This window comes from Terrabacter sp. AAH1, assembly GCF_054456855.1.
Genome location: NZ_JBTJJV010000001.1, coordinates 15,589 through 36,724, shown reverse-complemented (window position 1 = coordinate 36,724; position 21,136 = coordinate 15,589). Strand labels below are relative to the sequence as shown.

Below are 21,136 nucleotides of genomic sequence, written 5' to 3'. Positions count from 1 at the left end.
TCCATCCTCGCAGGGCGCGAGGGCGTCAGACGGCGCGCAGCGCCTGGTCGAGGTCGGCCCACAGGTCGTCGACGTGCTCGATGCCGACCGAGAGGCGCAGCAGGTTGGCCGGCACCTGCTCGGACTCCGAGGGGTGGCGGCGGCGTCGCTCGACCTGCGACTCGACGCCGCCGAGGCTCGTCGAGTGCAGCCACAGCCGCGTCGCGCTGCACACGCGCTCGGCGGCGTCGGCGTCGCCCGCGACGTCGACCGACAGGATCGCCCCGACCCCGGGGTAGCGCACGCGCTCGACGCCCGGGTGGTCGGCGAGGCGTCGGGCGAGCTCGGCCGCGCTGGCGCTCGCCCGCTCGAACCGGACCGAGAGGGTGCGCAGGCCGCGGAGGGCGAGGAAGACCTCCATCGGGCCGGCGATCGCGCCGTGCAGCGTGCGGTGCCGGAAGAGGCGCTCGCCGATGGCACGGCCCGGCTCCGTGTCGGCGACGACGGTCGCCCCGAGCACGACGTCGCTGTGTCCCGAGAGGTACTTCGTCACCGAGTGCACGACGACGTCGGCGCCGAGCGAGAGGGGCCGGCACAGCAGCGGGGTCGAGAGGGTGTTGTCGACGACGCTCGTCACGCCGAGCTCTCGCGCCCGACCGAGCACGACGTCGAGCTCGGTGACGTCCATGAGCGGGTTGGTGGGCGACTCGAGCCACAGCAGGTCGGCCGACTCGAGCGCGGCGAGGAAACCGGCGGTGTCGGTGGCGTGCACGCGGACGACGGACCCACCGGCCTTCTCGTGCGCGACGAGCAGGTCGCCGGTGCCGTTGTAGGTGGTGTCGGGGGCCACGACGGTGCCACCGGCAGGCAGCAGCGAGAGGGCGGCGGAGATGGCGCCCATGCCCGACGCGTGCACGAGCGCGTGGCCCCCCTCGAGACCGCCGAGGGCCACTTCGAAGGCGTTCCACGTCGGGTTGCCGGAGCGGGCGTAGTTGACCTCACCGTCGGCGGCATACGTCGACGTCAGCTCGACCGGCACGTTCGCCGACGAGCCGGGGGAGCGCTCGGGCCGCCCCGAGGCGACGACGAAGGTCTCGACGTGCAGGTGCTGCGGATCCGCTTGGCTGGCCACCCGTTCAGCGTACGAGCGGCCCCCGGGCGTCGGGATAGAGTCTCGTCTGATGACCACGGACCAGCCCCAGCCCGAGCAGCCGAGCCGCCCCCGCGTCGCCATCGTCTTCGGAGGTCGCTCCTCCGAGCACGCCGTCTCCTGCGCGACCGCAGCCGGCGTGCTGCGCGCCATCGACCGCAGCAAGTACGACGTCGTGCCGATCGGCATCTCGCGCGACGGCCAGTGGGTCCTGGCCGCCGACGACCCGGGCCGCTTCGAGCTGACCGCCGGCCGCACGCCCGAGGTCGAGGCGAGCCCTGCCCACGTCGTGCTGCCGCTGTCGACACGCGAGACGTCGCTCACGGTGCTCGAGTCGGGCCAGCCGCCGCGCGAGCTCGGTCAGGTCGACGTCGTCTTCCCGCTGCTGCACGGCCCGTTCGGCGAGGACGGCACGCTCCAGGGCTTCCTCGACCTCTCCGACGTGCGCTACGTCGGTTCGGGCGTCTTCGCCTCCGCCGCCGGCATGGACAAGCACTACATGAAGGTGGTCTTCGCGGGTCACGGCCTCCCGGTCGGGCCCTATGCCGTCGTCACCGACCGTGCCTGGCGCTCCGACAAGGCGGCCGCCATGGACGCCTGCGCCGGCCTGGCCTACCCACTCTTCGTCAAGCCCGCCCGGGCCGGCTCGTCGATGGGCATCACCCGGGTCGACGATCCCGCGGGCCTCGAGGCGGCCATCGAGGTGGCCCGCGAGCACGACCCCAAGGTCATCGTCGAGGCCGGCATCAAGGGCCGCGAGATCGAGTGCGCGGTCCTCGAGGGGCACGGTACCTCGGGGCCCCGCACGTCGGACGTCGGCGAGATCCAGGTCCACGACAACCATGCCTTCTACGACTTCGAAGCCAAGTACCTCGCCGAGGCCGACGTCGACCTCAGCTGCCCGGCCGACGTGCCGGAGGAGGTCGCCAAGGAGGTGCAGCGGCTGGCGGCCGAGGCCTTCGAGGCGCTCGGTTGCGAGGGCCTGGCACGCGTCGACTGCTTCTACACCGACGACGGCCGCGTCATCATCAACGAGATCAACACGATGCCCGGCTTCACGCCGACGTCGATGTACCCGCGGATGTGGGCGGCCTCGGGCCTCGACTACCCCGACCTCATCGACGAGCTCCTGTCCCTCGCGCTGGAGCGGCGCACCGGTCTGCGCTGAGACCCCTCGAAAACTGGGCACTCGACCGGCAGGTCCAGTCGAGTGCCCACTTTCCTACGTCAGGAGACGTCAGGAACTGAGCACTCGACTGGGAGGGGGGCAGGTCGGCGTCGAGTGCCCACTTTCCGACGGAATACGCCGTCAGGTGCAGTGGCGGCCGGTCTCGGGGAGGGACCTGGCGACGGCCGTGAAGGCGGGCAGCAGGAGCGGCACCGCGCCGTACGTCCCCGGCGCGAGCACCTCGATCGCCGGGTCGCGCCCGTAGGTCGTGGCCGCCGACCCGTCGCTGAGCGGTCGCACCACCCAGTCGACGCCGTCGACGGTCACGCAGTCCTCGGTCGTGGGGGAGAGCGAGTCGAGCCCGCAGCGGGCGATGATCGCCGGGTCGCCCCAGGCAGCGACCGAGCCGTCGTCGGGCTGCGTCGCCACCCGCCCGTGGCCGCTGACGTCGGAGGGCCACCTCGCCGACGCGCACACCGGCGCGGACGCCTGCGCAGCGAGGGCGACCTCGGGCGCCCGGTTGCAGGCGGACAGCACGACGGCGGCGCCGATGAGCGCCGCCGTCGTGGACAGACGTCTGGTCAGAGGACCGGCCTCACACGTGCACGACCGTGCAGGTGAGCGTGCGCGTGATGCCGGGGACGTCCTGGAGCTTGGCGATGACGAGCCGCCCGAGGTCGTCGACGTTGGACGCCTCGACGCGGGCGATGACGTCGTAGGGGCCGGTGACGTCCTCGGCGAGGGTCACGCCCGAGATGCCGGCGATCTGCTCCGCCACGCTCGCGGCCTTGCCGACCTCGGTCTGAATCAGGATGTACGCCTGGACCACGTGTCACCTCACTGTGTGTCGATCGTTGGACGGCCGCAACGGCATGACGCCGGGCACGGCCGAGCTGAACGGCAGGCCTCAGTGTGACTGCGACCGTGCCCTGACGCTACCTTGCCATGGGGCCTCGCGTCCCATGGAAACCGGGCCCTCGAACGGCCGTCCCACCGAAAGGTTGTGTGATCCGTGCCGAACGGGCAGCGGTCAGAGCGCGGGCCGATGATGACGGGCGGTACGCCGCTGCGCTCCCTCGACGAGGACGAGCTGCTGGGGCGGATCCTGCCGACCTTCCGAGCAACCGACGAGCTGCTCGTCGCGCCGGGCGACGACGCCGCCGTGCTGCGCACGTCCGAGCGCACGATCGCCACCACCGACACCGTCGTGCTGGGCCGCGACTGGCTCGACGCGTGGTCGTCGGGCGCCGACGTCGGCCACAAGGTCATCGCCCAGAACCTCGCCGACATCGCCGCGATGGGCGGCCACCCCACCGGCGTGCTCATGACGCTCGTCGCCGACCCCGAGCTGTCGCTCGAGTGGGTGCTCGACCACGTCTCGGGTCTCGCCGACGCGTGCGCGGAGGCCGGCGTCGCCGTGCTCGGGGGCGACTTGTCGTCGGCCCCGGCCGGCGTCGTCATGGTCTCGGTCACGGCCCTCGGACGGCTCGACGGAGAGCCGGTGCTGAGGTCCGGGGCTCGTGACGGCGACGTGCTCGCGGTCTGCGGCTCCCTGGGGCTCGCCGACGCCGGCCTCCGGCTGCTGCGCGCCGACGCCGCCGACCGCCTGCCCGAGGCGGTGGCCCACCAGCGCCGGCCCCAGCCGCCCCTCGACGCGGGTCCCCGAGCCGCCGCCGCGGGCGCGAGCTCGATGCTCGACGTCAGCGACGGCCTCCTGCGCGACGGTGGCCGCATCGCGCGAGCCAGCGGCGTCGTCATCGACGTCTCCGGCGCGGCGCTCGCCCCCGACGTCGCAGCCCTCACCGCCGCCCTCGGTGCCCAGGCCGCGCTCGACTGCGTGCTCGCGGGCGGCGAGGAGCACTCGCTGCTCGCCACGTTCCCCACCGGTGCACTGCCCGACGGGTGGCGCGCCATCGGCGGTGTCAGGGCGCCCCGTGAGGGGGAGCGCGCGGGAATCCTCGTCGACGGCCGCACCGTGGGTCACACCGGCTGGGACCACTTCCGCGACGCCTGAGCCATCTGCGCCACCTTGCTCGGTCACACCCGTCGAGGTATGCCGTCGCGCCGGGTCGTGAGGTATCACCTCGACCATCACCTCGACCATCACCTCGACCATCACCTCGAATATCAGCTCGACCCAGCGGCGCCCCGTGGCGGGAGAGGGCACGAAAAAGGCCGGCCCCCGAGGGGGCCGGCCTTCAGCGTTTGGTGAGGGACGTTCAGCGAACGACCTTGCCCGCCTTGAGGCAGGAGGTGCAGACGTTGAGTCGCTTCGGCGTCACACCGTCCACCAGCGTCCGAACGCGCTGGATGTTGGGGTTCCAGCGGCGCTTGGTGCGGCGGTGCGAGTGCGAGATGTTGTGACCGAAGCTCGGTCCCTTGCCGCAGACGTCGCAGTTGGCAGCCACGGGTATCTCCTGAAATTCGATGTTGACGAAGTGCTAGCTCCACCACCGGTGAGGGGCCGACGCACGCGAGGGCGCGCGTCACCCCGAAGTGCACGGGGGGAACCGGTAAAGAGTAGCCGACGACTCGCTCGGACGACAAAACGGCCGACCCGCCTCACGCGAAGAGCCGTGCCGTGTCGACGAGCTGGGCGGCATACGCGGAGCCGTGCGACGACGCGTGCGTCGCCAGCGGGTGGAGCTGGTGCAGCTCGATCAGCTCGCGCCAGCCGGGATCGAGGCCGGCGACCTCCTCGTAGGCGGACCCGATGCGGTCGAGCCCGGGGCAGCCGAAGAGGACGAGCATGGCCAGGTCGGTCAGGCCGTGCCCGCCGTGCGCGGCCGGGTCGATGAGGACGGCCGCCTCGGCGGTGAACACGACGTTGCCCGACCACAGGTCGCCGTGGATCCGGGCCGGGGGGCGGTCGTCGTCGTAGTCGCCGGCCGCCAGCCGGTCGCAGACCCGGTCGACCACGCGCGCCCCGGACGGGTCGAGGTGGCCCCGGTCCACAGCGCGCCGGACGTACGGACGCACCCGCTGCTCCGCGTAGAACAGGCCCCACGTGGGCGTCGGCTCGTTCGACTGCACCTGGCGGCCGATCCAGGCGTCGCCGCTCCACCCGCGAGGTGGCGACCCGAAGGCCGGCGCGCCCGTCCCGTGGGTCACGGCCAGGCCGCGTCCGAGCGCCTCGGCGACCTCGGCGCTCGGACCGGCCGGGTGCAGCCGGGCCAGGTCGATGTGGTCGGCGGCGACGTCGCGGACGTGGACCACCCGCGCGCCGCCGAGGGGCTCGGCCTCCGCCAGCCAGCGCAGCCCGGCCGCCTCGACCTCGTAGAAGCCGGGCGGGGCAGCGGGCCACGACTTGCGGTGGTGGGCGTGGGAGGCGCTCGACACAGCGCCCAACGTAGCCGTGCATGCGACCGTCCGGGGGAGGCGCTAGCCTGCCGAGCATCGACGAGCCGATTCGCAGCACGAGCAGGAGGTCCGATGCCCGGCGACGCGCCGCCGCCTGACGGCCCGCTCACCGTGCTCGACCTCGTGGCGGTCCGTCGGTGGGCCGTCCTGACCCGCTCCCTCTTCGCCGCCCGGCGTGCCGAGATCGACGCCCTCAACGTGTTCCCGGTGCCCGACGGCGATACCGGCACGAACCTCTACCTCACCTTCGACGGAGCCGTGGAGCGCACGCTCGCCACCGCCGAGGTGTCGGCGGCCGACGAGCTGCTCGCCGTGTTCGCCAAGCACCTGCTGTGGACGGCCCGGGGCAACTCCGGGGTCATCCTCAGCCAGCTCGCGCGAGGGCTGGCCGAGGGTTGCGCCGGGTCGCCCGAGATCGACGCCGCGTCGCTCGCCGAGGGTCTGCGGCACGCCGAGGCGCGCGCCCGGCAGGCCGTCACCGACCCCAAGGAGGGCACCATCCTGACGGTGGCCGGTGCCATGGCTGAGGCGGCCACGTCGACGGTCTCGGGGCCGGGACCCGACGGAGGCGGAGTGGGGCTCGGTGGCGAGGCCGTCGGTGTCCACGCCGTCGGTGTCCACGCCGTCGCGAAGGCGGCCCTCGAAGCCGCGCAAGAGGCCCTCGACCACACGCCCGAGCAGCTCGAGGTGCTGGCCCGCGCGGGTGTCGTCGACGCTGGCGGAGCCGGGCTCGTCGTGCTGCTCGAGTGCCTCGAGCGGGTCTGCGCCGGCCAGCGCGCCCACACCGACCACGACGGTGCGGAGCGCCGGTCGAGGCTGCGGCCCGACGCGCCGAGTGCCGCCCTGAGTGCCGCCCGGCCGCCCGCGCACGACGACAGCGAGGCCGTCCCCGCCTTCGAGGTCATGTACCTCCTGCGCGACTCCGACGACGCCGCCGTCGACGTCCTGCGGGCCCGGCTCGTCGAGCTCGGCGACTCCGTTCTCGTCGTGGGCGGCGACGGGGAATGGAACGTGCACGCCCACGTCGACGACGCGGGCGCCGCGGTCGAGGCCGGCATCGAGGCCGGTCGCCCGCACCGTGTGCGCATCACGAGCCTGACCGGCGACCACGCGCTCGCAGCCCATGCCGGCCGCCAGAGTCGCACCGAGCCGTCCGGGGTTCGACCGCGCGTCGGAACAGCCATCGTGGCCTGCGCGGCGGGCGACGGGCTCGAGGCGCTCTTCGAAGAGGCAGGGGCCGTCGTCGTGCGCTCGGGTCCCGGCCGCCGGGCCTCGACCGGCGGACTCATCGATGCCATCCGCGAGCAGCACGAGCGCGGGGCCTCCGGGGTCGTCGTGCTGCCGAACGACGGCGACACGCTGCTGGCGGCCGCAGCCGCCGTGCGGGCGGTCGCCGACGAGGGCATCGAGGCCCACCTCGTGCACGTCCGCACCGCCGTCCAGGGCATCGCCGCCCTCGCGGTCTTCGAGCCGTCCGCCGCCGCCGGCGCCAACGTTCTCGCGATGCAGGCCGCCGCGTCGGCGACCCGGCACGGGGCCGTCACCCTCGCCAACCGTGCCGCCCTCACGAGCGGCGGCCCGTGCGAGGCGGGCGACGTGCTCGGGGTCGTCGACGGCGACGTCGTCATCGTGGGCGCCGACGAGCTCGTCGTGGCCCGCGAGGTCGTGCACCGGCTGCTAGCCAGCGGCGGCGAGCTCGTCACCGTCGTGGCCGGCGCCGACGCGCCGGACGGCCTGCTCGAGGCGGTCACCGCCGAGGCCCGGACGGCGCACCACGGCATCGAGGTGTCGCTCATCGACGGCGGGCAGGCGGTCTACTCCGTGCTGCTCGGGGTGGAGTGACGCCGTGCCCGCGCTCACCGAGGACTCCCCGCTCACCAAGCTGCTCTCCAAGCCCGACGCCGCCCAGCTCGCCAGGACCAAGGGCCTGCAGAGCGTCGGCGACCTGTTCGAGTTCGTGCCCCGCCGCTACGTGCGCCCCGGCCAGCTCACCGACCTCTCGTCCCTGCACGTCGGCGAGGACGTCCTCGTCGTCGCCGAGGTGCGCAAGGCCACGACGCGGCCCATGCGCAACCGCCGGGGCAAGATGCTGACCGTCGTCATCGGTGACGACCACGGCAACGAGCTCGACGTGACCTTCTTCAGCGCCTACGGACACGACAAGAAGCTGCTCCCCGGTGTGCGCGGGCTCTTCGTGGGGCAGATCGGGGCGTACGGCAGGCGGCTGCAGCTGACCCACCCGGAGTACGAGCTCTTCGACGACGACGAGCAGGGCGAGGCGACCGTCGAGTGGTACGCCACACACCGCGTGCCCGTCTACTCCACGACCGGCAAGCTCAACTCCCTCAAGCTGCGCCGCCTCGTCGCCCAGGCACTCGACTCCGTCGACCGCGTGCGCGAGCCCGTTCCCGAGGGCGTACGCGTGGCGCGCGGCCTGCTGGACCGCGCCGTCGCGCTCGAGCTCGTCCACCGGCCCTCGCTCGACGACAAGCCTTCGCGTGGCCTCGACCGCCTCAAGTACGACGAGGCGTTCGTGCTCCAGACCATCCTCGCCCAGCGGCGCAAGGCGGCGGAGACCGAGCTGGCCACGCCCCGCCTGCCGCGGCCCGGCGGCCTGCTCGCCGCCTTCGACGACCGGCTGCCGTTCGAGCTGACCGCCGGCCAGCGCGAGGTCGGCGAGGTGCTGGCGTCCGAGCTGGCGTCCGAGCGGCCGATGCACCGCCTGCTGCAGGGCGAGGTCGGGTCGGGCAAGACGATCGTGGCGCTGCGGGCGATGCTGGCGGCGATCGACGCGGGCGGCCAGGCTGCCCTGCTCGCGCCCACCGAGGTGCTCGCCGCCCAGCACCACCGGTCCATCACGTCGATGCTGGGCGAGCTCGCCCTCGGCGGGATGCTCGGCGGTGCGGAGCACGGCACGACCGTCGCCCTGCTCACGGGCAGCCAGGGCGCTGCAGCCCGCCGCAAGGCCCTGTTGGCCGCCGCGTCCGGCGAGGCCGGCATCGTCGTCGGCACCCACGCGCTCATCCAGAAGCACGTCCAGTTCGCCGACCTCGCGCTGGTCGTCGTCGACGAGCAGCACCGCTTCGGCGTCGAGCAGCGCGACGCCCTGCGCGAGAAGGGCCTGCGACCCCCGCACGTGCTCGTCATGACGGCGACCCCGATCCCGCGCACCGTCGCGATGACCGTCTTCGGCGACATGGAGACCTCGACGCTGCGCGAGCTGCCGAAGGGCAGGTCGCCGATCACGACGCACGTCGTCGACGCCGACAAGCCGGGCTGGGTCGACCGCACGTGGCAGCGAGTGGCCGAGGAGGTCGCGCAGGGACACCAGGCGTACGTCGTCTGCCCGCGCATCGGCGACGTCGACGACGAGGCCGGCACGACGGGTGGCACCGACACCTCCGACGAGGACGCCGGCTGGGACGACTGGGACACCGACGAGAGCGGCGACGACGAGGGCGGAGCGCCCGAGCGCGAGCTCACCGGCGTCTACGCGATGCTCAGCACCCTGCAGGCCACCCCGGCGCTCGCGGGCGTGCGGCTCGGGGTGCTGCACGGGCGGCTCGACCCCGATGCCAAGGACGCCACGATGCGCGCCTTCGCGGCCGGCGACATCGACGTGCTCGTCGCGACCACCGTCATCGAGGTCGGTGTCGACGTGCCCAACGCGTCGGTCATGGTCGTCGTCGACGCCGACCGGTTCGGCATCTCGCAGCTGCACCAGCTGCGCGGCCGCGTCGGCCGAGGCGCGGTGCCCGGCCTGTGCCTGCTGATGACCCGCGATCCGGGGGAGCGAGCCGTCGAGCGTCTCGACCAGGTGGCCGCGACCACCGACGGCTTCGAGCTCGCCCGTGCCGACCTGCTGCTGCGCCGCGAGGGCGACGTGCTCGGCGCACGGCAGAGCGGCCGCGGCAGCTCGGTGCGCCACCTCCGCCTCGGACGCCTGGAGGACGAGCAGATCATCGCCGACGCCCGCGAGGACGCCTTCGCCCTCGTCGCCGACGATCCCGGCCTGCGGGCCCACCCGGCGCTCGCGGCGGCCGTCGCCATGCGCCTCGACGAGGAGCAGGCCGCATGGCTCGAGCGAGGCTGACGTGACGCGCATCATCAGCGGCGCCGCCGGGGGTCGGCGCCTGCAGACTCCTCCGGGCTCGTCGACCCGCCCCACCTCCGACCGCGTGCGCGAGGCGCTCTTCAGCCGCCTCGAGCACCGCGGCCTGCTCGAGGGCACGAACGTGCTCGACCTCTACGCCGGCTCGGGTGCGCTCGGGCTCGAGGCCGCCAGCCGCGGGGCGCGGCTCGTGCTGCTCGTCGAGTCGCACAAGGCGGCCGCGAAGGTCATCAGGGCCAACATCGGGGTCGTCGGCCACGAGGGGGTGCGGCTGCTCGCCGAGACCGTCGAGCGCGCCCTCGCCGCCGGGCCGCCGGGCGGCGTGCGCATGGACCTCGTGCTGCTCGACCCGCCCTACGACGTGACGGAGGAGGCGCTCGCGGCCGTGCTCGAGGCCCTCGTCGAGCGGCAGTGGCTGGCTCCCGACGCCTTCGTCGTCGTCGAGCGGTCGTCGCGGTCGCCCCAGCCCAGCTGGCCCGAGGGTCTCGAGCTCTCGGGCGAGAAGCGCTACGGCGAGACGGCCGTGTGGTTCGCCGAGCCGCCGCCCGCCGATGTCGTGGCATGACGCCACCCACGGCGTACGGCGACGGTAGGTTGGGTGCGTGACGAGCGAAGCGCGCCGCTGTGTCTGCCCCGGGTCCTACGACCCCATCACCAACGGCCACGTCGACGTGGTGACGCGAGCCAGCCGGCTCTTCGACGAGGTCGTCGTCGCGATCCTGCACAACCCGAGCAAGCAGGGCACCTTCAGCGTCGGAGAGCGCACGGTCCTCATCGAGCAGTCGCTCGGCCACCTGCCCAACGTGCAGGTGGGGGCGTGGGCGGGCACCCTCGTCGTCGACGTCTGCCGCGAGGTGGGCGCCGCCAGCATGGTCAAGGGCCTACGCGGCGGCACGGACTTCGCCTACGAGCTGCCGATGGCCCACATGAACCACCACCTGACGGGCGTCGAGACCCTCTTCATCGCCGCCGACCCCACGCTCCAGCACGTCTCCAGCTCGCTCATCAAGGAGGTCGTGCGCTACGGCGGCGACGTGACCGGCATGGTGCCCGACCCCGTGCTGGCCGCCCTGCGGGAGCGTCTGGGCTGATTTGGGCGCACGCCGCCGCTCTAGTAGCCTTGGAGGTCGGTCCACGTCCGTCTTGGCGCGGGCCGAACCCACTACTGTGCGCAGGAGCCATGGACCGTCCCGATCCCCGTTCTCCTCTGGTGCTCGACACCAGGGAGCTCAACAGGCGACCGGGAACGATGCAGGAGCTCTCGCGCACGGTGACGTTGCCCGAAGACCTCGGAACCGACGTCATCTCGATCAAGGCCGGCGAGCCGGTCCGGGTCGAGGTGCGGCTGGAGTCCGTCGTCGAAGGGGTCCTCGTCACGGGTTCGGTCGACGCCACGGCGACCGGCGCCTGCGTGCGGTGCCTGGATCCTGTCGAGCTCGATGTCGACGGGACCTTCCAGGAGCTGTTCGCCTACGCCGACCGGGCGGCACACCACCACGAGGTGGGAGCCGACTCGGACGAGGACGAGGTGCACGAGCTGGTCGGTGACCTCATCGACCTCGAGCCCGTGCTCCGGGACGCTGTCGTGCCGACGCTGCCGTTCCAACCGGTGTGCCGGCAGGACTGCCCGGGGTTGTGTCCCGAGTGTGGGATGCACCTTGCGGAGGACCCGGACCATCATCATGAAGTGATCGACCCGAGGTGGTCGTCCCTCAGCGGACTGCTGGCGGACGACCCGCAAGAGAAGAGGAACTGACGTGGCTGTCCCGAAGCGGAAGATGTCGCGCTCCAACACCCGTTCGCGTCGCGCGAACTGGAAGGCAACGCCGACCACGCTGACCACGTGCCCCCAGTGCGGTGCGGCTGCCCAGCCGCACATCGCGTGCCCCTCGTGCGGCACCTACAAGGGCCGTCACTACGCCGTCGCCGAGCGCACCGAGCACCAGGCCTGAGCACCCCGTGAGCAGCCCCGTGAACGGCCTTGGGTCTGGGGATGTTCCGATGGTGCCGCAGCGGCCCGTCGATGCTCTGATCGCCCACCTCCGAGAGGTGGTCGGACAGGACATCGACGAGCCGCTGCTGCTGCGTGCCCTGACGCACCGCTCGTACGCGTACGAGAACGGCGGCCTGCCGAACAACGAGCGCCTCGAGTTTCTCGGCGACTCGGTGCTCGGCGTCGTCGTCACCGAGACCCTCTACCGCGAGCACCCCGACCTCGCCGAGGGCCAGCTGGCCAAGCTGCGCGCGGCGGTCGTCAACATGCGCGCCCTCGCGGACGTCGCCCGCACCTTCCACCTCGGCGAGTACGTCATGCTCGGCAAGGGTGAGGAGGCGACCGGCGGTCGCGACAAGGCCTCGATCCTGGCCGACACGCTCGAGGCCCTTATCGGCACGGTCTTCCTGTCGACCGACATCGACGACGCAGCGCGCTTCGTGCACCACCACTTCGACCCGCTCATCGAGGAGGCCGCGACCCTCGGTGCGGGCCTCGACTGGAAGACGAGCCTGCAGGAGATGGCGGCCGGCGCCGCGCTCGGGTCACCCGAGTACCGCGTCGGCGAGCAGGGACCCGACCACGAGAAGGAGTTCCACGCCCGCGTCGTCGTCGGCGAGGAGGTTCTCGGTGAGGGCCGCGGCCGCTCCAAGAAGGAGGCCGAGCAGAAGGCCGCCAAGCAGGCCTGGCACACGCTCGACGGCCGGCGCACCGCCCTCGACGGCGGCGCGCAGTCGTCCGCTCCGGCGTCGCAGGCCACGGGCCCGACCGCGTCCTGAGCCGCGCGTGCCCGAGCTCCCCGAGGTCGAGGTCGTCCGGCGCGGCCTCGAGGACCACGTCGTCGGACGCCACGTCACGCGTGCCCGCATCACCGGGGTCCGGGTGGCGCGGCGCCACGACGCCGGCCCCGACGACCTCGCCGCCCGCCTCCACGACGTGACGGTCACGGCGGCCTCGCGCCGCGGCAAGTACCTCTGGCTCGCCCTCGACGGCGAGGACGCGCTCATCGTCCACCTCGGCATGAGCGGGCAGATGCTCGTGGAGCCGGCTGACGCTCCGCTCGAGAAGCACTGCCACGCCCGGTTCGACTTCGCCGACGACGGTCCCCAGCTGCGCTTCGTCGACCAGCGCACCTTCGGCGGGCTCGCGCTCTCGCCGCTGCTCCCCGACGGCATCCCCGAGTCGGTGGCGCACATCGCGCCCGACCCCTTCGAGGCCGCCTACGACCAGGCCGCCGTCGTGCGCCGGATGAAGCAGCGCGACAGCGCCGTCAAGCGGGCGCTGCTCGACCAGTCCCTCGTCTCCGGCATCGGCAACATCTACGCCGACGAGGCGCTGTGGCGGGCCAAGGTGCACGGCGAGCGTCTCTGCTCCGCGCTGACGAAACCCACGCTCTCGCGGGTGCTCGACCACGCCCGCGAGGTCATGTCCGAGGCGCTCGGGCAGGGCGGCACGAGCTTCGACTCGCTCTACGTCAACGTCAACGGGGCGAGCGGCTACTTCGACCGGTCGCTGCACGCGTACGGCCGGGCGGGCACGCCCTGCGACCGGTGCGGCACGATCATGCGGCGCGAGCAGTTCATGAACCGCTCGTCGTTCTCGTGCCCGGTCTGCCAGCCACGCCCGAGACGCCGAAGCCCGTCCTGACGGCAGGTGCGGCGGACGGGCCCGACGGGTCTCGGCGTGATGGTGGCTCGCGCGGCGCAGGCCGCGCAGTGGCCGCTCAGTGACCCCCGGGACGGCGCTTGGGTGCGGGGCGGGTGGGGTCGTCCTGCACCGGCTCGACGTCGTCCGGGACGACGATGGGCTTGAGGCGCGCCCACACGATGAACACGGCGCTGACGACGAGCAGGCCGATGCCGGCATACAGGTTGGCGTTCACCCCGCCCGTCTTGTCCAGCGCCTTGTCGCCGAGCAGGCCCATCAGGGTGAGGATCACCCCGTAGAGGCCGAGCAGGGCGCCGATGAAGTTGCGGATGTCGAAGGCTCCTGCGGTGTGCCGCCCGCTTCTTGCGGCGTCGGGGGCAGGCGCGTCGATCTCGTGCTGGCTCATGTCGCTGCTCCTGTCAGAACAAGAAGTTGAGGATGGTGACGAGGACCAGCGAGATGCCGGCCAGGGGGAGCGTGCGCCGGTACCACGGCAGACGGTGCTCCATCGGGTCGACGAGGTCCTTCCTGGGCGTCTCGGAGTACACGAGGCCGCGCAGCTCCGACACCGGCTTGGGCTGTGTCACGAGGGACACGACCACGCTCAGCACGATGTCGACGACGAAGGCCGCGGAGGCCGCCACGAACGCGGCCCCCTGGCCCTCGAGCGGGATGACGCCGCGGCTGACGCTGCCGAAAGCGTCCTTGCTGAGGAACGCGACGACCACCGCGGACAGCGTGCCGGCCGAGAGGCCGACCCAGCCGGCGGTCGGCGTCATGCGCTTCCAGAACATGCCGAGGATGAACGTGGCGAAGAGAGGCGCGTTGAAGAAGCCGAAGAGCGTCTGGAGGTAGTCCATGACGTTGCTGAACGAGCTCGCGACGATGGCGGTGAAGATCGCGATGACCGTGGCACCCACGGTGGCCAGGCGGCCGATGCGCAGGTAGTAGTCGTCGCTGTGGTCCTTGCGGATGTAGCGCTGCCACAGGTCGTAGCTGAAGACGGTGTTGAACGCGGAGATGTTCGCGGCCATGCCGGCCATGAAGGCGGCGAGCAGGCCGGCGATCGCCACGCCGAGCAGTCCGTTCGGCAGCACGTCACGCATGAGCAGCAGCAGCGAGTCGTTGTACTTGACGCCCTCGCCGGACGCCCCGCCCGGTGGCGTGCCACCCGCCTTGAGCTCGCCGATCTCCTTGACGAGCACCGCGGCGATCATGCCCGGGAGGATGACGATGAAGGGCACGAACATCTTCGGGAACGAGCCGATGATCGGGGTCTTGCGCGCCGCGGAGATCGAGTTCGAGGCCATGGCGCGCTGGACCTCGACGAAGTTCGTCGTCCAGTAGCCGAAGGACAGGACGAAGCCGAGGCCGAAGACGATGCCGACGACCGACCAGAACGGCGAGGTGAAGCCCGAGAGGGCCTCGCCCGGCCAGGACTGCAGCTGCTGGTCGGCCGGCGGGACGGCGGCCGAGGCCGGTGCGGAGCCGGCGAACTCGGTGATCTTGTCCTTGAGGCCCTGGTAGCCGCCGACGCGGTGCAGGCCGATCAGGGTGAGCGGCAGCAGCGCGGCGACGATGACGAAGAACTGAAGCACCTCGTTGTAGATCGCGGCCGACAGCCCGCCGAGCGTGATGTACGACAGGACGATCGCGGCGGCGACGAGCAGCGCCACCCAGAGCGGCCAGCCGAGCAGCGCGTGCACGATCGAACCGAGCAGGTAGAGGTTGACGCCGGCGATGAGCAGCTGCGCGAGCGCGAAGCTGAGCGCGTTGACGAGGTGCGCCCCGGTGCCGAAGCGCCGGAACATGAACTCGGGGACCGAGCGCACCTTCGAGCCGTAGTAGAAGGGCATCATCACCACGCCGAGGAAGAGCATGGCGGGGATGGCGCCGACCCAGAAGTAGTGCACGGTGGAGATGCCGAGCTCGGCGCCGTTGGCCGACATGCCCATGATCTCCACGGCGCCGAGGTTCGCCGAGATGAAGGCGAGGCCGGTGACCCAGGCCGGCAGCGAGCGGCCGGAGAGGAAGAAGTCGATCGAGTCGGACACCGCCCGCCTGGCCATCACCCCGATGCCCAGGACGAAGACGAAGTAGAGAGCGATGATCAGGTAGTCGACGGCGTTGGCGCTGATGAGGGTGTCCGCGGCGGGCGCACCGGCCATTGCTTGCATGCGATCAGTCCCTTCGTTGGGCGACATTTCACGCTATCGCAGGCCGTCGGCCCCGGCGTGTCACGACGGTGGGGTGTCCTGCGCAGGCGTGATGAGCCGTTTGAGCGGCACAGCGAGGTCCGCAGCCGCGGCTGCCTCGATGGTCATACCCTTCTCGAGCGCCCGCTTCACGGCCAGATAGTCACCGCTGCTCCCGACCGACTCGACTGCGAGCAGCAGGCCGTGGCGATAGCTGAGCACCGAGAACCGTTCTGCCGCAACGTCGCCGCGCACGACGACGTGGTCGGCGCCGTGGGGGAGCCCGGCCATCTGCAGGCGCAGGTCCGCCTGGTCGCTCCAGAACCACGGCACGGTGGCGTATGCCGCCGGGTGGCCTGCCAGCGTCGCGGCCGCGGCGCGCGCCTGGTCCGTCGCGTGGGGGACGCTCTCGAGCCGCGTGGGTCCGGGGGCGCCTCTGCCGTAGGGGTTCGGACCGACGGCGCAGTCGCCGGCCGCCACAGACAACCCGTCGGAGGTGCGTGCGTGCTCGTCGACGACGATGCCGAGCGGTCCGACGTCGAGGCCCAGCTGGTCGGCCAGGTCGGTGCGTGGCAGTGCGCCGATGCCGACCACGACGACGTCGGCAGGGAGCTTCGAGCCGTCGGCCAGCTCCACCCCGGTGACGCGGTGTCGTCCGGTCAGGCGGGTCACCGTGGCGTCGAGGAGGATCCGGGTTCCGCGCCGCTCGTGGGCCTCGCGGACGAAGTCCGACAGGACCGTCGTGGCGGCACGGCCGAGCAGCCGTTCGGTGGCCTCGACGACGGCCACGGATGCGCCGAGGGCTCGTGCGCCGGCTGCGACCTCGAGGCCGATGAAGCCGCCGCCCACGACGACGAGGCGCTCGGCGCCGCGCAGCTCCGGCGCCAGGCGGTCGGCGTCGGCGAGCGTGCGCACCGAGTGGACGCCGTCGAGGTCCGCACCGTCGACCGGCAGTCGACGATTCGTGGCACCGGTGGTCAGCGCCAGCCGGGAGAAGTCGAGGCGACGACCGGAGGCCGTCACGGCGTGGCCCCCGGAGGCGTCCCGCTCGATGGTGGCGACCGCGTCGCCGGTCACGAGGTCGATGCCCTGCTCGGCGAACCAGGCGGGGTCGCGGAAGTGGAGCGAGGCGCGGTCGTGCTCGCCGCGTAGGTAGCCCTTCGAGAGCGGGGGCCGCTCGTACGGCGTCTCCGGCTCGTCACCGACGAGCACGACGGGGGAGGTGTCGCCCAGCTCGCGCAGGGCGATGACGAGCGAGATGCCGGCCTGACCTGCGCCGACGACGAGGACGGGGCCGGCTGCCATGGCGCCAGCCTAGGGTGGCACGCATGACCTGGTCGCCAGAGCACCCCGAGACCGTCTTCACCTACGGCGCCCCGCAGCTCAAGTTCGGACCGGGCGCCGCCGACGAGATCGGCCACGACCTGGGCGCGCTCGGGGCGACCCGCGTGCTGGTCGTCACCGACGTCGGGGTGCTGGCGACGGGCTGGCCGGACCGCGTCGCCGAGGGGATCCGCGCGAGCGGGCTCGAGGCCGTCGTGCACGACTCCGCGCACGTCGAGCCCACCGACGCCAGCCTGGCGAGCGCGATCGAGCGGGCCCGGGCCGACGGCCCGTTCGACGGTTTCGTCGCCGTCGGGGGCGGGTCGTCGATCGACACGGCGAAGGCCGTCGACCTGCTGCTGACCAACGGCGGTGACCTCATGGACTATGTCAATGTGCCGGTCGGGGCCGGACGGGCGCCGAGCCGTCCGCTCGCTCCGCTGGTCGCCGTGCCGACGACCACGGGCACTGGCGCCGAGAGCACCACCATCTGCGTCCTCGACGTGCTCGACCTCAAGGTGAAGACCGGCATCAGCCACGTGCGCCTGCGCCCGGTGCTCGCCGTCGTCGACCCGAGGCTCACCGCGAGCCAGCCGGCCGGGGTGACGGCCAGCGCGGGGATGGACATCCTCTGCCACGCCCTCGAGAGCTGGACCGCCCGGCCCTACACGAGCTACGAGCGCAAGCAGCCAGCGGAGCGGGTGCCCTACTGCGGCAGCAACCCCATCTCGGACCTCTGGGCCGAACGCTCGATGTCGTTGCTGGCCAAGGCGTTCCGTCGCGCCGTGCGCGACGGTTCCGACGAGGCCGCGCGCGGGGACATGGCGCTCGCGGCGACGTTCGCCGGGCTCGGCTTCGGCAACGCCGGCGTGCACGTGCCGCACGCCAACGCGTACCCCGTGGCCGGCCGCGTGCGCGACTTCCATCCCGAGGGCTACCCGACCGACGAGCCGATGGTCCCGCACGGAATGGCCGTCGCGCTCACCGCTCCCGAGGCGTTCCGCTGGACGTTCGAGGCCGACCCTGAGCGGCACCTCGCGGCCGCGCGGCTGCTCGACCCGGAGGGCGCCGCGGGGTCGAGCCGGCGAACGGCGGAGCCGCGTGACGTGCTGCCGGGCGTGCTCGCCGACCTGATGCGCGACATCGGCATGCCCAACGGGCTGTCGGCCGTGGGCTACGGCGAGGCTGACGTCTCCGACCTCGTGGAGGGTGCGCTGCGCCAGCAGCGCCTGCTCGCGACGGCGCCCCGCGACGTCGACGCGGACGCGCTCGGCGGCATCATCGGCAGGTCGCTGCAGCTCTGGGACTGAGCTTGCGGCACGGGCAGGTCGCGGCGGCATACAGTGCCGTCTGTGACGACCGAGCCCACGCACCTGCCACTGCCCCTCGAGTCCGACTGGCTGGACTGGGTCGGCGCCCGCGGCGAGCAACAGCTCGCGCTGGCCCGATCCCTGGTGGACGGGCTGCGCACCGCGCCGCCGAAGGAGCCGCTCGAGGTGCTCCGTGTCTGGAACGACGCACAGACGGCCCTCTCCAACGCCGGCTCGGTGGGTTCGCTCTTCTCCGAGGTGCACCCCGACAAGCAGGTGCGCGACCGTGCCGAGTCCGTGGCGCAGCAGGTGCAGAAGCTCGACACCGACCTCGGCCTCGACACCGAGCTGTATGCGGTCTTCGCCGGGCTCGACGGCAGCGGCCTCGACGCCGACGCCTCGCGGGTGCTCGAGCGCACCCTGCGCGACTTCCGCCGCTCGGGCGTCGATCGCGACGAGGCGACGCGTGACCGCCTGCGCGAGCTGAGCGAGCGCGCCATCCTGCTGAGCCAGGAGTTCAGCAAGAACATCCGCGAGAACGTCCGCAGCATCACGGTGACGCCCGACCGCCTCGCCGGCATGCCGGCCGACTGGGTCGAGGCGCACCCGGCGGGCGAGGACGGCCTCGTCACCGTCACCACCGACTACCCCGACGTCGTGCCCTTCCGCACCTTTGCGCACGACGCCGACGCACGCCGTGAGCTCGTCACCGAGTTCCTGACGATCGCGTGGCCCGACAACGACCGCGTGCTCCAGGACCTCTTCGCGGTGCGTCGCGAGCACGCCGGGCTGCTCGGCTACGAGTCGTGGGCCGACTACGACGCCGAGGTCAAGATGATCGGCAACGGCAAGGCGATCGGCGAGTTCATCGACCGCATCACCGAGCTGTCGACGGCCAGCGCCGAGCGCGACAAGGCCGTGCTCCTGGAGCGCCTGCGGCAGGACCGGCCCGGGGCCACCGACATCGACGGCGCCGACACCGCCTACTACGCCGAGCTCGTGCGCAAGGAGCAGCTGGCCGTCGACGCGCAGCGGGTGCGCACGTACTTCTCCTTCGAGGCCGTGCGCCAGGGCCTGCTCGACGTCACCGGTCGCCTCTTCGGCCTCGACTGGACCCCCGTGTCCCGCGAGGACGCCCGCACCTGGCACGAGGAGGTCGCGACCTACGACGTCTCCTTCCGGGGCGAGCGCATCGGGCGCATCCACCTCGACCTGCACCCGCGCGACGGCAAGTACAAGCACGCGGCACAGTTCGACCTCGCTCGCGGCGTCAACGGCACCCAGCTGGCCGAGGGCGTGCTCGTCTGCAACTTCAACCGCGGCCTGATGGAGCACGACGAGGTCGTTACCCTCTTCCACGAGTTCGGCCACCTCGTCCACCACGTGCTGGCGGGGCGCACGGACTGGGTGCGCTTCTCCGGGGTGGCCACGGAGTGGGACTTCGTCGAGGCCCCGAGCCAGATGCTCGAGGAGTGGGCCTGGGACGCCGACGTGCTCGCGACCTTCGCGCGCAACGCCGAGGGCGAGACCATCCCCGCCGACCTCGTCGAGGCGATGCGCCGGGCCGACGACTTCGGCAAGGGCTACGACGCGCGCACCCAGATGTTCTACGCCGCCCTGTCCTACGACTTCCACGTCAACCAGACCGACGACCTCACGGCGCGGCTGCGCGAGCTGATGGCCCGCTACTCCGTCTTCCCGTACCTGCCGGGCACGCACATGCAGTGCCACTTCGGGCACCTCGACGGCTACAGCTCCGCGTACTACACGTACATGTGGTCGCTCGTCATCGCCAAGGACATGTTCTCCGCCTTCGACCGGGGTGACCTCTTCGACCCCGAGGTCGCCGGCGCCTACCGCGACAAGGTGCTCGCGCAGGGTGGCCGGCGTGACGCCGCCGACCTCGTCGAGGACTTCCTCGGGCGCCCCTACACCTTCGACGCGTATGCCGCCTGGCTCGCCGAGTGACCGCCTGACCGTCGCGGCCCTGACGACCTACCCCGTCAAGTCGCTGGCCGGCGTCGACGTCGCCGAGGCGCGCGTGGAGGAGGTCGGGCTGCGCGGAGACCGGCGCTGGGCCGTCGTCGACCCGGCCGGGACGAAGGTGACGGCCCGGGAGGAGCACGCCCTGCTCGGGCTGCGCGCGGAGCCGAGGGACGGCGGCGGCATACGGCTGCTGGACCCGGGCGCCGGGCGCACCGGGGACGCTGCGGGCGCTGCGACGCTCGACGTCGAGCCGCCCCGTGACGCCACGCCGGTGGCGGTGTCCTTCACGGGGCAGGACCGGGCACGCCCGGCCGGCGCCGAGGCGGACGCGTGGCTGTCCGAGCGCGTCGGCCGGCCGCTGCGCCTCGTCTGGCAGGACGACGGGACTCACCGGCCGGTCCGGCCCGACATGGGCGGCCAAGTCGGCGACCGCAACTCGCTCTCGGACGCGGCGCCGCTGCACGTGACCACCGAGCCGTCCCTGGCGCGTCTCAACGACTGGCTGCTCGAGACCGCGCTGGAACGTGGCGAGGAGCCGGCCGCGGCGCTCGGTCAGGACCGGTGGCGGCCCAACGTCGTCGTCGCGGGCGGCGAGCCGTTCGCCGAGGACGGCTGGCGCTCGGTGCGCATCGGTGACGTGCCGTTCCGGGCGACGATGGTGTGCGACCGGTGCGTCATGACGACGATCGACCGCGCTGACCTGCGCACCTCCAAGGAGCCGATCCGGACCCTCGCCCGGCACCGCAGGTGGGAGGGCGCGACGTGGTTCGGCATCCGACTCGCGCCCGTGCTGCCGCTGGCGCGCGACGCGACGATCAGCGTCGGCGACGAGGTCGTCCCGGGCCGATGAGGGGGAGTCGCAACTCACACCCCAACGGCCGGCGCGCCGCCCCGCACCCCCTGAGACTGGAGGT

At 72.5% G+C, this 21,136-nt stretch carries 21 protein-coding genes; 13 read left to right on the top strand and 8 right to left on the bottom strand.

From position 1 onward, the window contains the following. Positions 1-25: 25 nt before the first annotated feature. Positions 26-1,111, bottom strand: a complete 1,086-nt coding sequence (locus tag ACXR8F_RS00165; RefSeq protein ID WP_458798291.1) for a trans-sulfuration enzyme family protein — start codon at positions 1,109-1,111, stop codon at positions 26-28. 49 nt (positions 1,112-1,160) lie between these two features. On the opposite strand from ACXR8F_RS00165, the gene ACXR8F_RS00160 reads away from it, so the two are divergent. Further along, a complete protein-coding gene (locus ACXR8F_RS00160; protein ID WP_045191638.1) occupies positions 1,161-2,297 on the top strand; it encodes a D-alanine--D-alanine ligase family protein in 1,137 nt (378 codons plus the stop codon). A gap of 141 nt (positions 2,298-2,438) precedes the next feature. Here the strand turns inward: ACXR8F_RS00160 and ACXR8F_RS00155 are convergent, their stop codons facing one another. Both ACXR8F_RS00155 and ACXR8F_RS00150 read right to left on the bottom strand, forming a co-directional pair. Continuing rightward, a complete protein-coding gene (locus ACXR8F_RS00155) occupies positions 2,439-2,834 on the bottom strand; it encodes a DUF3515 family protein (protein WP_458798290.1) in 396 nt (131 codons plus the stop codon). A 58-nt stretch (positions 2,835-2,892) separates the two neighbouring features. Next, positions 2,893-3,126 (bottom strand): Lrp/AsnC family transcriptional regulator, encoded by a 234-nt coding sequence (locus tag ACXR8F_RS00150; RefSeq protein ID WP_030146698.1) that lies wholly within the window; start codon positions 3,124-3,126, stop codon positions 2,893-2,895. A 216-nt stretch (positions 3,127-3,342) separates the two neighbouring features. Here ACXR8F_RS00150 and thiL point away from each other — a divergent pair, with 216 nt between their 5' ends. Then, positions 3,343-4,311: a thiamine-phosphate kinase gene (gene thiL, locus ACXR8F_RS00145; protein WP_458798816.1), complete on the top strand. Its 969-nt coding sequence runs from the start codon at positions 3,343-3,345 to the stop codon at positions 4,309-4,311. Between the two features lie 205 nt (positions 4,312-4,516). On the opposite strand, the gene rpmB is transcribed toward thiL, so the two are convergent. Continuing rightward, positions 4,517-4,705 (bottom strand): 50S ribosomal protein L28, encoded by a 189-nt coding sequence (rpmB, locus tag ACXR8F_RS00140; protein ID WP_020142801.1) that lies wholly within the window; start codon positions 4,703-4,705, stop codon positions 4,517-4,519. Positions 4,706-4,859: 154 nt separating this feature from the next. After that, positions 4,860-5,645 carry a fructosamine kinase family protein gene (locus ACXR8F_RS00135; protein WP_458798289.1) on the bottom strand — a complete coding sequence of 262 codons (786 nt, stop codon included), beginning with the start codon at positions 5,643-5,645 and terminating at the stop codon, positions 4,860-4,862. 84 nt (positions 5,646-5,729) lie between these two features. Between ACXR8F_RS00135 and ACXR8F_RS00130 the strand changes: the two genes are divergently transcribed. From ACXR8F_RS00130 to mutM, 8 genes are all read left to right on the top strand, one after another. Beyond that, positions 5,730-7,499 (top strand): DAK2 domain-containing protein, encoded by a 1,770-nt coding sequence (locus tag ACXR8F_RS00130; RefSeq protein ID WP_458798288.1) that lies wholly within the window; start codon positions 5,730-5,732, stop codon positions 7,497-7,499. A 4-nt stretch (positions 7,500-7,503) separates the two neighbouring features. Further along, a complete protein-coding gene (locus ACXR8F_RS00125) occupies positions 7,504-9,750 on the top strand; it encodes an ATP-dependent DNA helicase RecG (protein ID WP_458798287.1) in 2,247 nt (748 codons plus the stop codon). A 1-nt stretch (position 9,751) separates the two neighbouring features. Then, positions 9,752-10,333 (top strand): 16S rRNA (guanine(966)-N(2))-methyltransferase RsmD, encoded by a 582-nt coding sequence (gene rsmD, locus ACXR8F_RS00120; RefSeq protein WP_045191642.1) that lies wholly within the window; start codon positions 9,752-9,754, stop codon positions 10,331-10,333. Between the two features lie 37 nt (positions 10,334-10,370). After that, positions 10,371-10,859: a pantetheine-phosphate adenylyltransferase gene (gene coaD, locus ACXR8F_RS00115; protein WP_458798286.1), complete on the top strand. Its 489-nt coding sequence runs from the start codon at positions 10,371-10,373 to the stop codon at positions 10,857-10,859. Positions 10,860-10,948: 89 nt separating this feature from the next. Further along, the gene (locus ACXR8F_RS00110; RefSeq protein WP_458798285.1) at positions 10,949-11,524 is read left to right on the top strand and encodes a YceD family protein; all 576 of its coding nucleotides are present in this window, start codon (positions 10,949-10,951) and stop codon (positions 11,522-11,524) included. Position 11,525: 1 nt separating this feature from the next. Further along, complete coding sequence (gene rpmF / locus ACXR8F_RS00105) at positions 11,526-11,720, top strand: 50S ribosomal protein L32 (protein WP_045191645.1); 195 nt, start codon at positions 11,526-11,528, stop codon at positions 11,718-11,720. A 49-nt stretch (positions 11,721-11,769) separates the two neighbouring features. Beyond that, the gene (rnc, locus tag ACXR8F_RS00100; protein ID WP_045191646.1) at positions 11,770-12,540 is read left to right on the top strand and encodes a ribonuclease III; all 771 of its coding nucleotides are present in this window, start codon (positions 11,770-11,772) and stop codon (positions 12,538-12,540) included. Between the two features lie 7 nt (positions 12,541-12,547). Then, complete coding sequence (gene mutM / locus ACXR8F_RS00095; RefSeq protein WP_045191647.1) at positions 12,548-13,408, top strand: bifunctional DNA-formamidopyrimidine glycosylase/DNA-(apurinic or apyrimidinic site) lyase; 861 nt, start codon at positions 12,548-12,550, stop codon at positions 13,406-13,408. A 76-nt stretch (positions 13,409-13,484) separates the two neighbouring features. Here mutM and ACXR8F_RS00090 read toward each other — a convergent pair whose 3' ends face one another. From ACXR8F_RS00090 to ACXR8F_RS00080, 3 genes are read right to left on the bottom strand one after another with little or no spacing between them, the layout of a single operon-like run. Continuing rightward, positions 13,485-13,814 (bottom strand): hypothetical protein, encoded by a 330-nt coding sequence (locus ACXR8F_RS00090; RefSeq protein ID WP_458798284.1) that lies wholly within the window; start codon positions 13,812-13,814, stop codon positions 13,485-13,487. A gap of 13 nt (positions 13,815-13,827) precedes the next feature. Next, entirely contained in the window at positions 13,828-15,585 is a 1,758-nt protein-coding gene (locus tag ACXR8F_RS00085) for a sodium:solute symporter family protein (protein WP_458798283.1), read from the bottom strand. 60 nt (positions 15,586-15,645) lie between these two features. Further along, positions 15,646-16,908, bottom strand: a complete 1,263-nt coding sequence (locus ACXR8F_RS00080) for an NAD(P)/FAD-dependent oxidoreductase (protein WP_458798282.1) — start codon at positions 16,906-16,908, stop codon at positions 15,646-15,648. A 23-nt stretch (positions 16,909-16,931) separates the two neighbouring features. Between ACXR8F_RS00080 and ACXR8F_RS00075 the strand changes: the two genes are divergently transcribed. The 3 genes from ACXR8F_RS00075 to ACXR8F_RS00065 are packed head-to-tail and all read left to right on the top strand — an operon-like array spanning position 16,932 to position 21,072. Next, positions 16,932-18,236 carry a hydroxyacid-oxoacid transhydrogenase gene (locus tag ACXR8F_RS00075; protein ID WP_458798281.1) on the top strand — a complete coding sequence of 435 codons (1,305 nt, stop codon included), beginning with the start codon at positions 16,932-16,934 and terminating at the stop codon, positions 18,234-18,236. Between the two features lie 42 nt (positions 18,237-18,278). Continuing rightward, entirely contained in the window at positions 18,279-20,204 is a 1,926-nt protein-coding gene (locus ACXR8F_RS00070) for a M3 family metallopeptidase (RefSeq protein ID WP_458798280.1), read from the top strand. After that, a complete protein-coding gene (locus ACXR8F_RS00065; protein WP_458798279.1) occupies positions 20,182-21,072 on the top strand; it encodes an MOSC domain-containing protein in 891 nt (296 codons plus the stop codon). The genes ACXR8F_RS00070 and ACXR8F_RS00065 overlap by 23 nt, the downstream gene beginning before the upstream one ends. Positions 21,073-21,136: the final 64 nt, after the last annotated feature.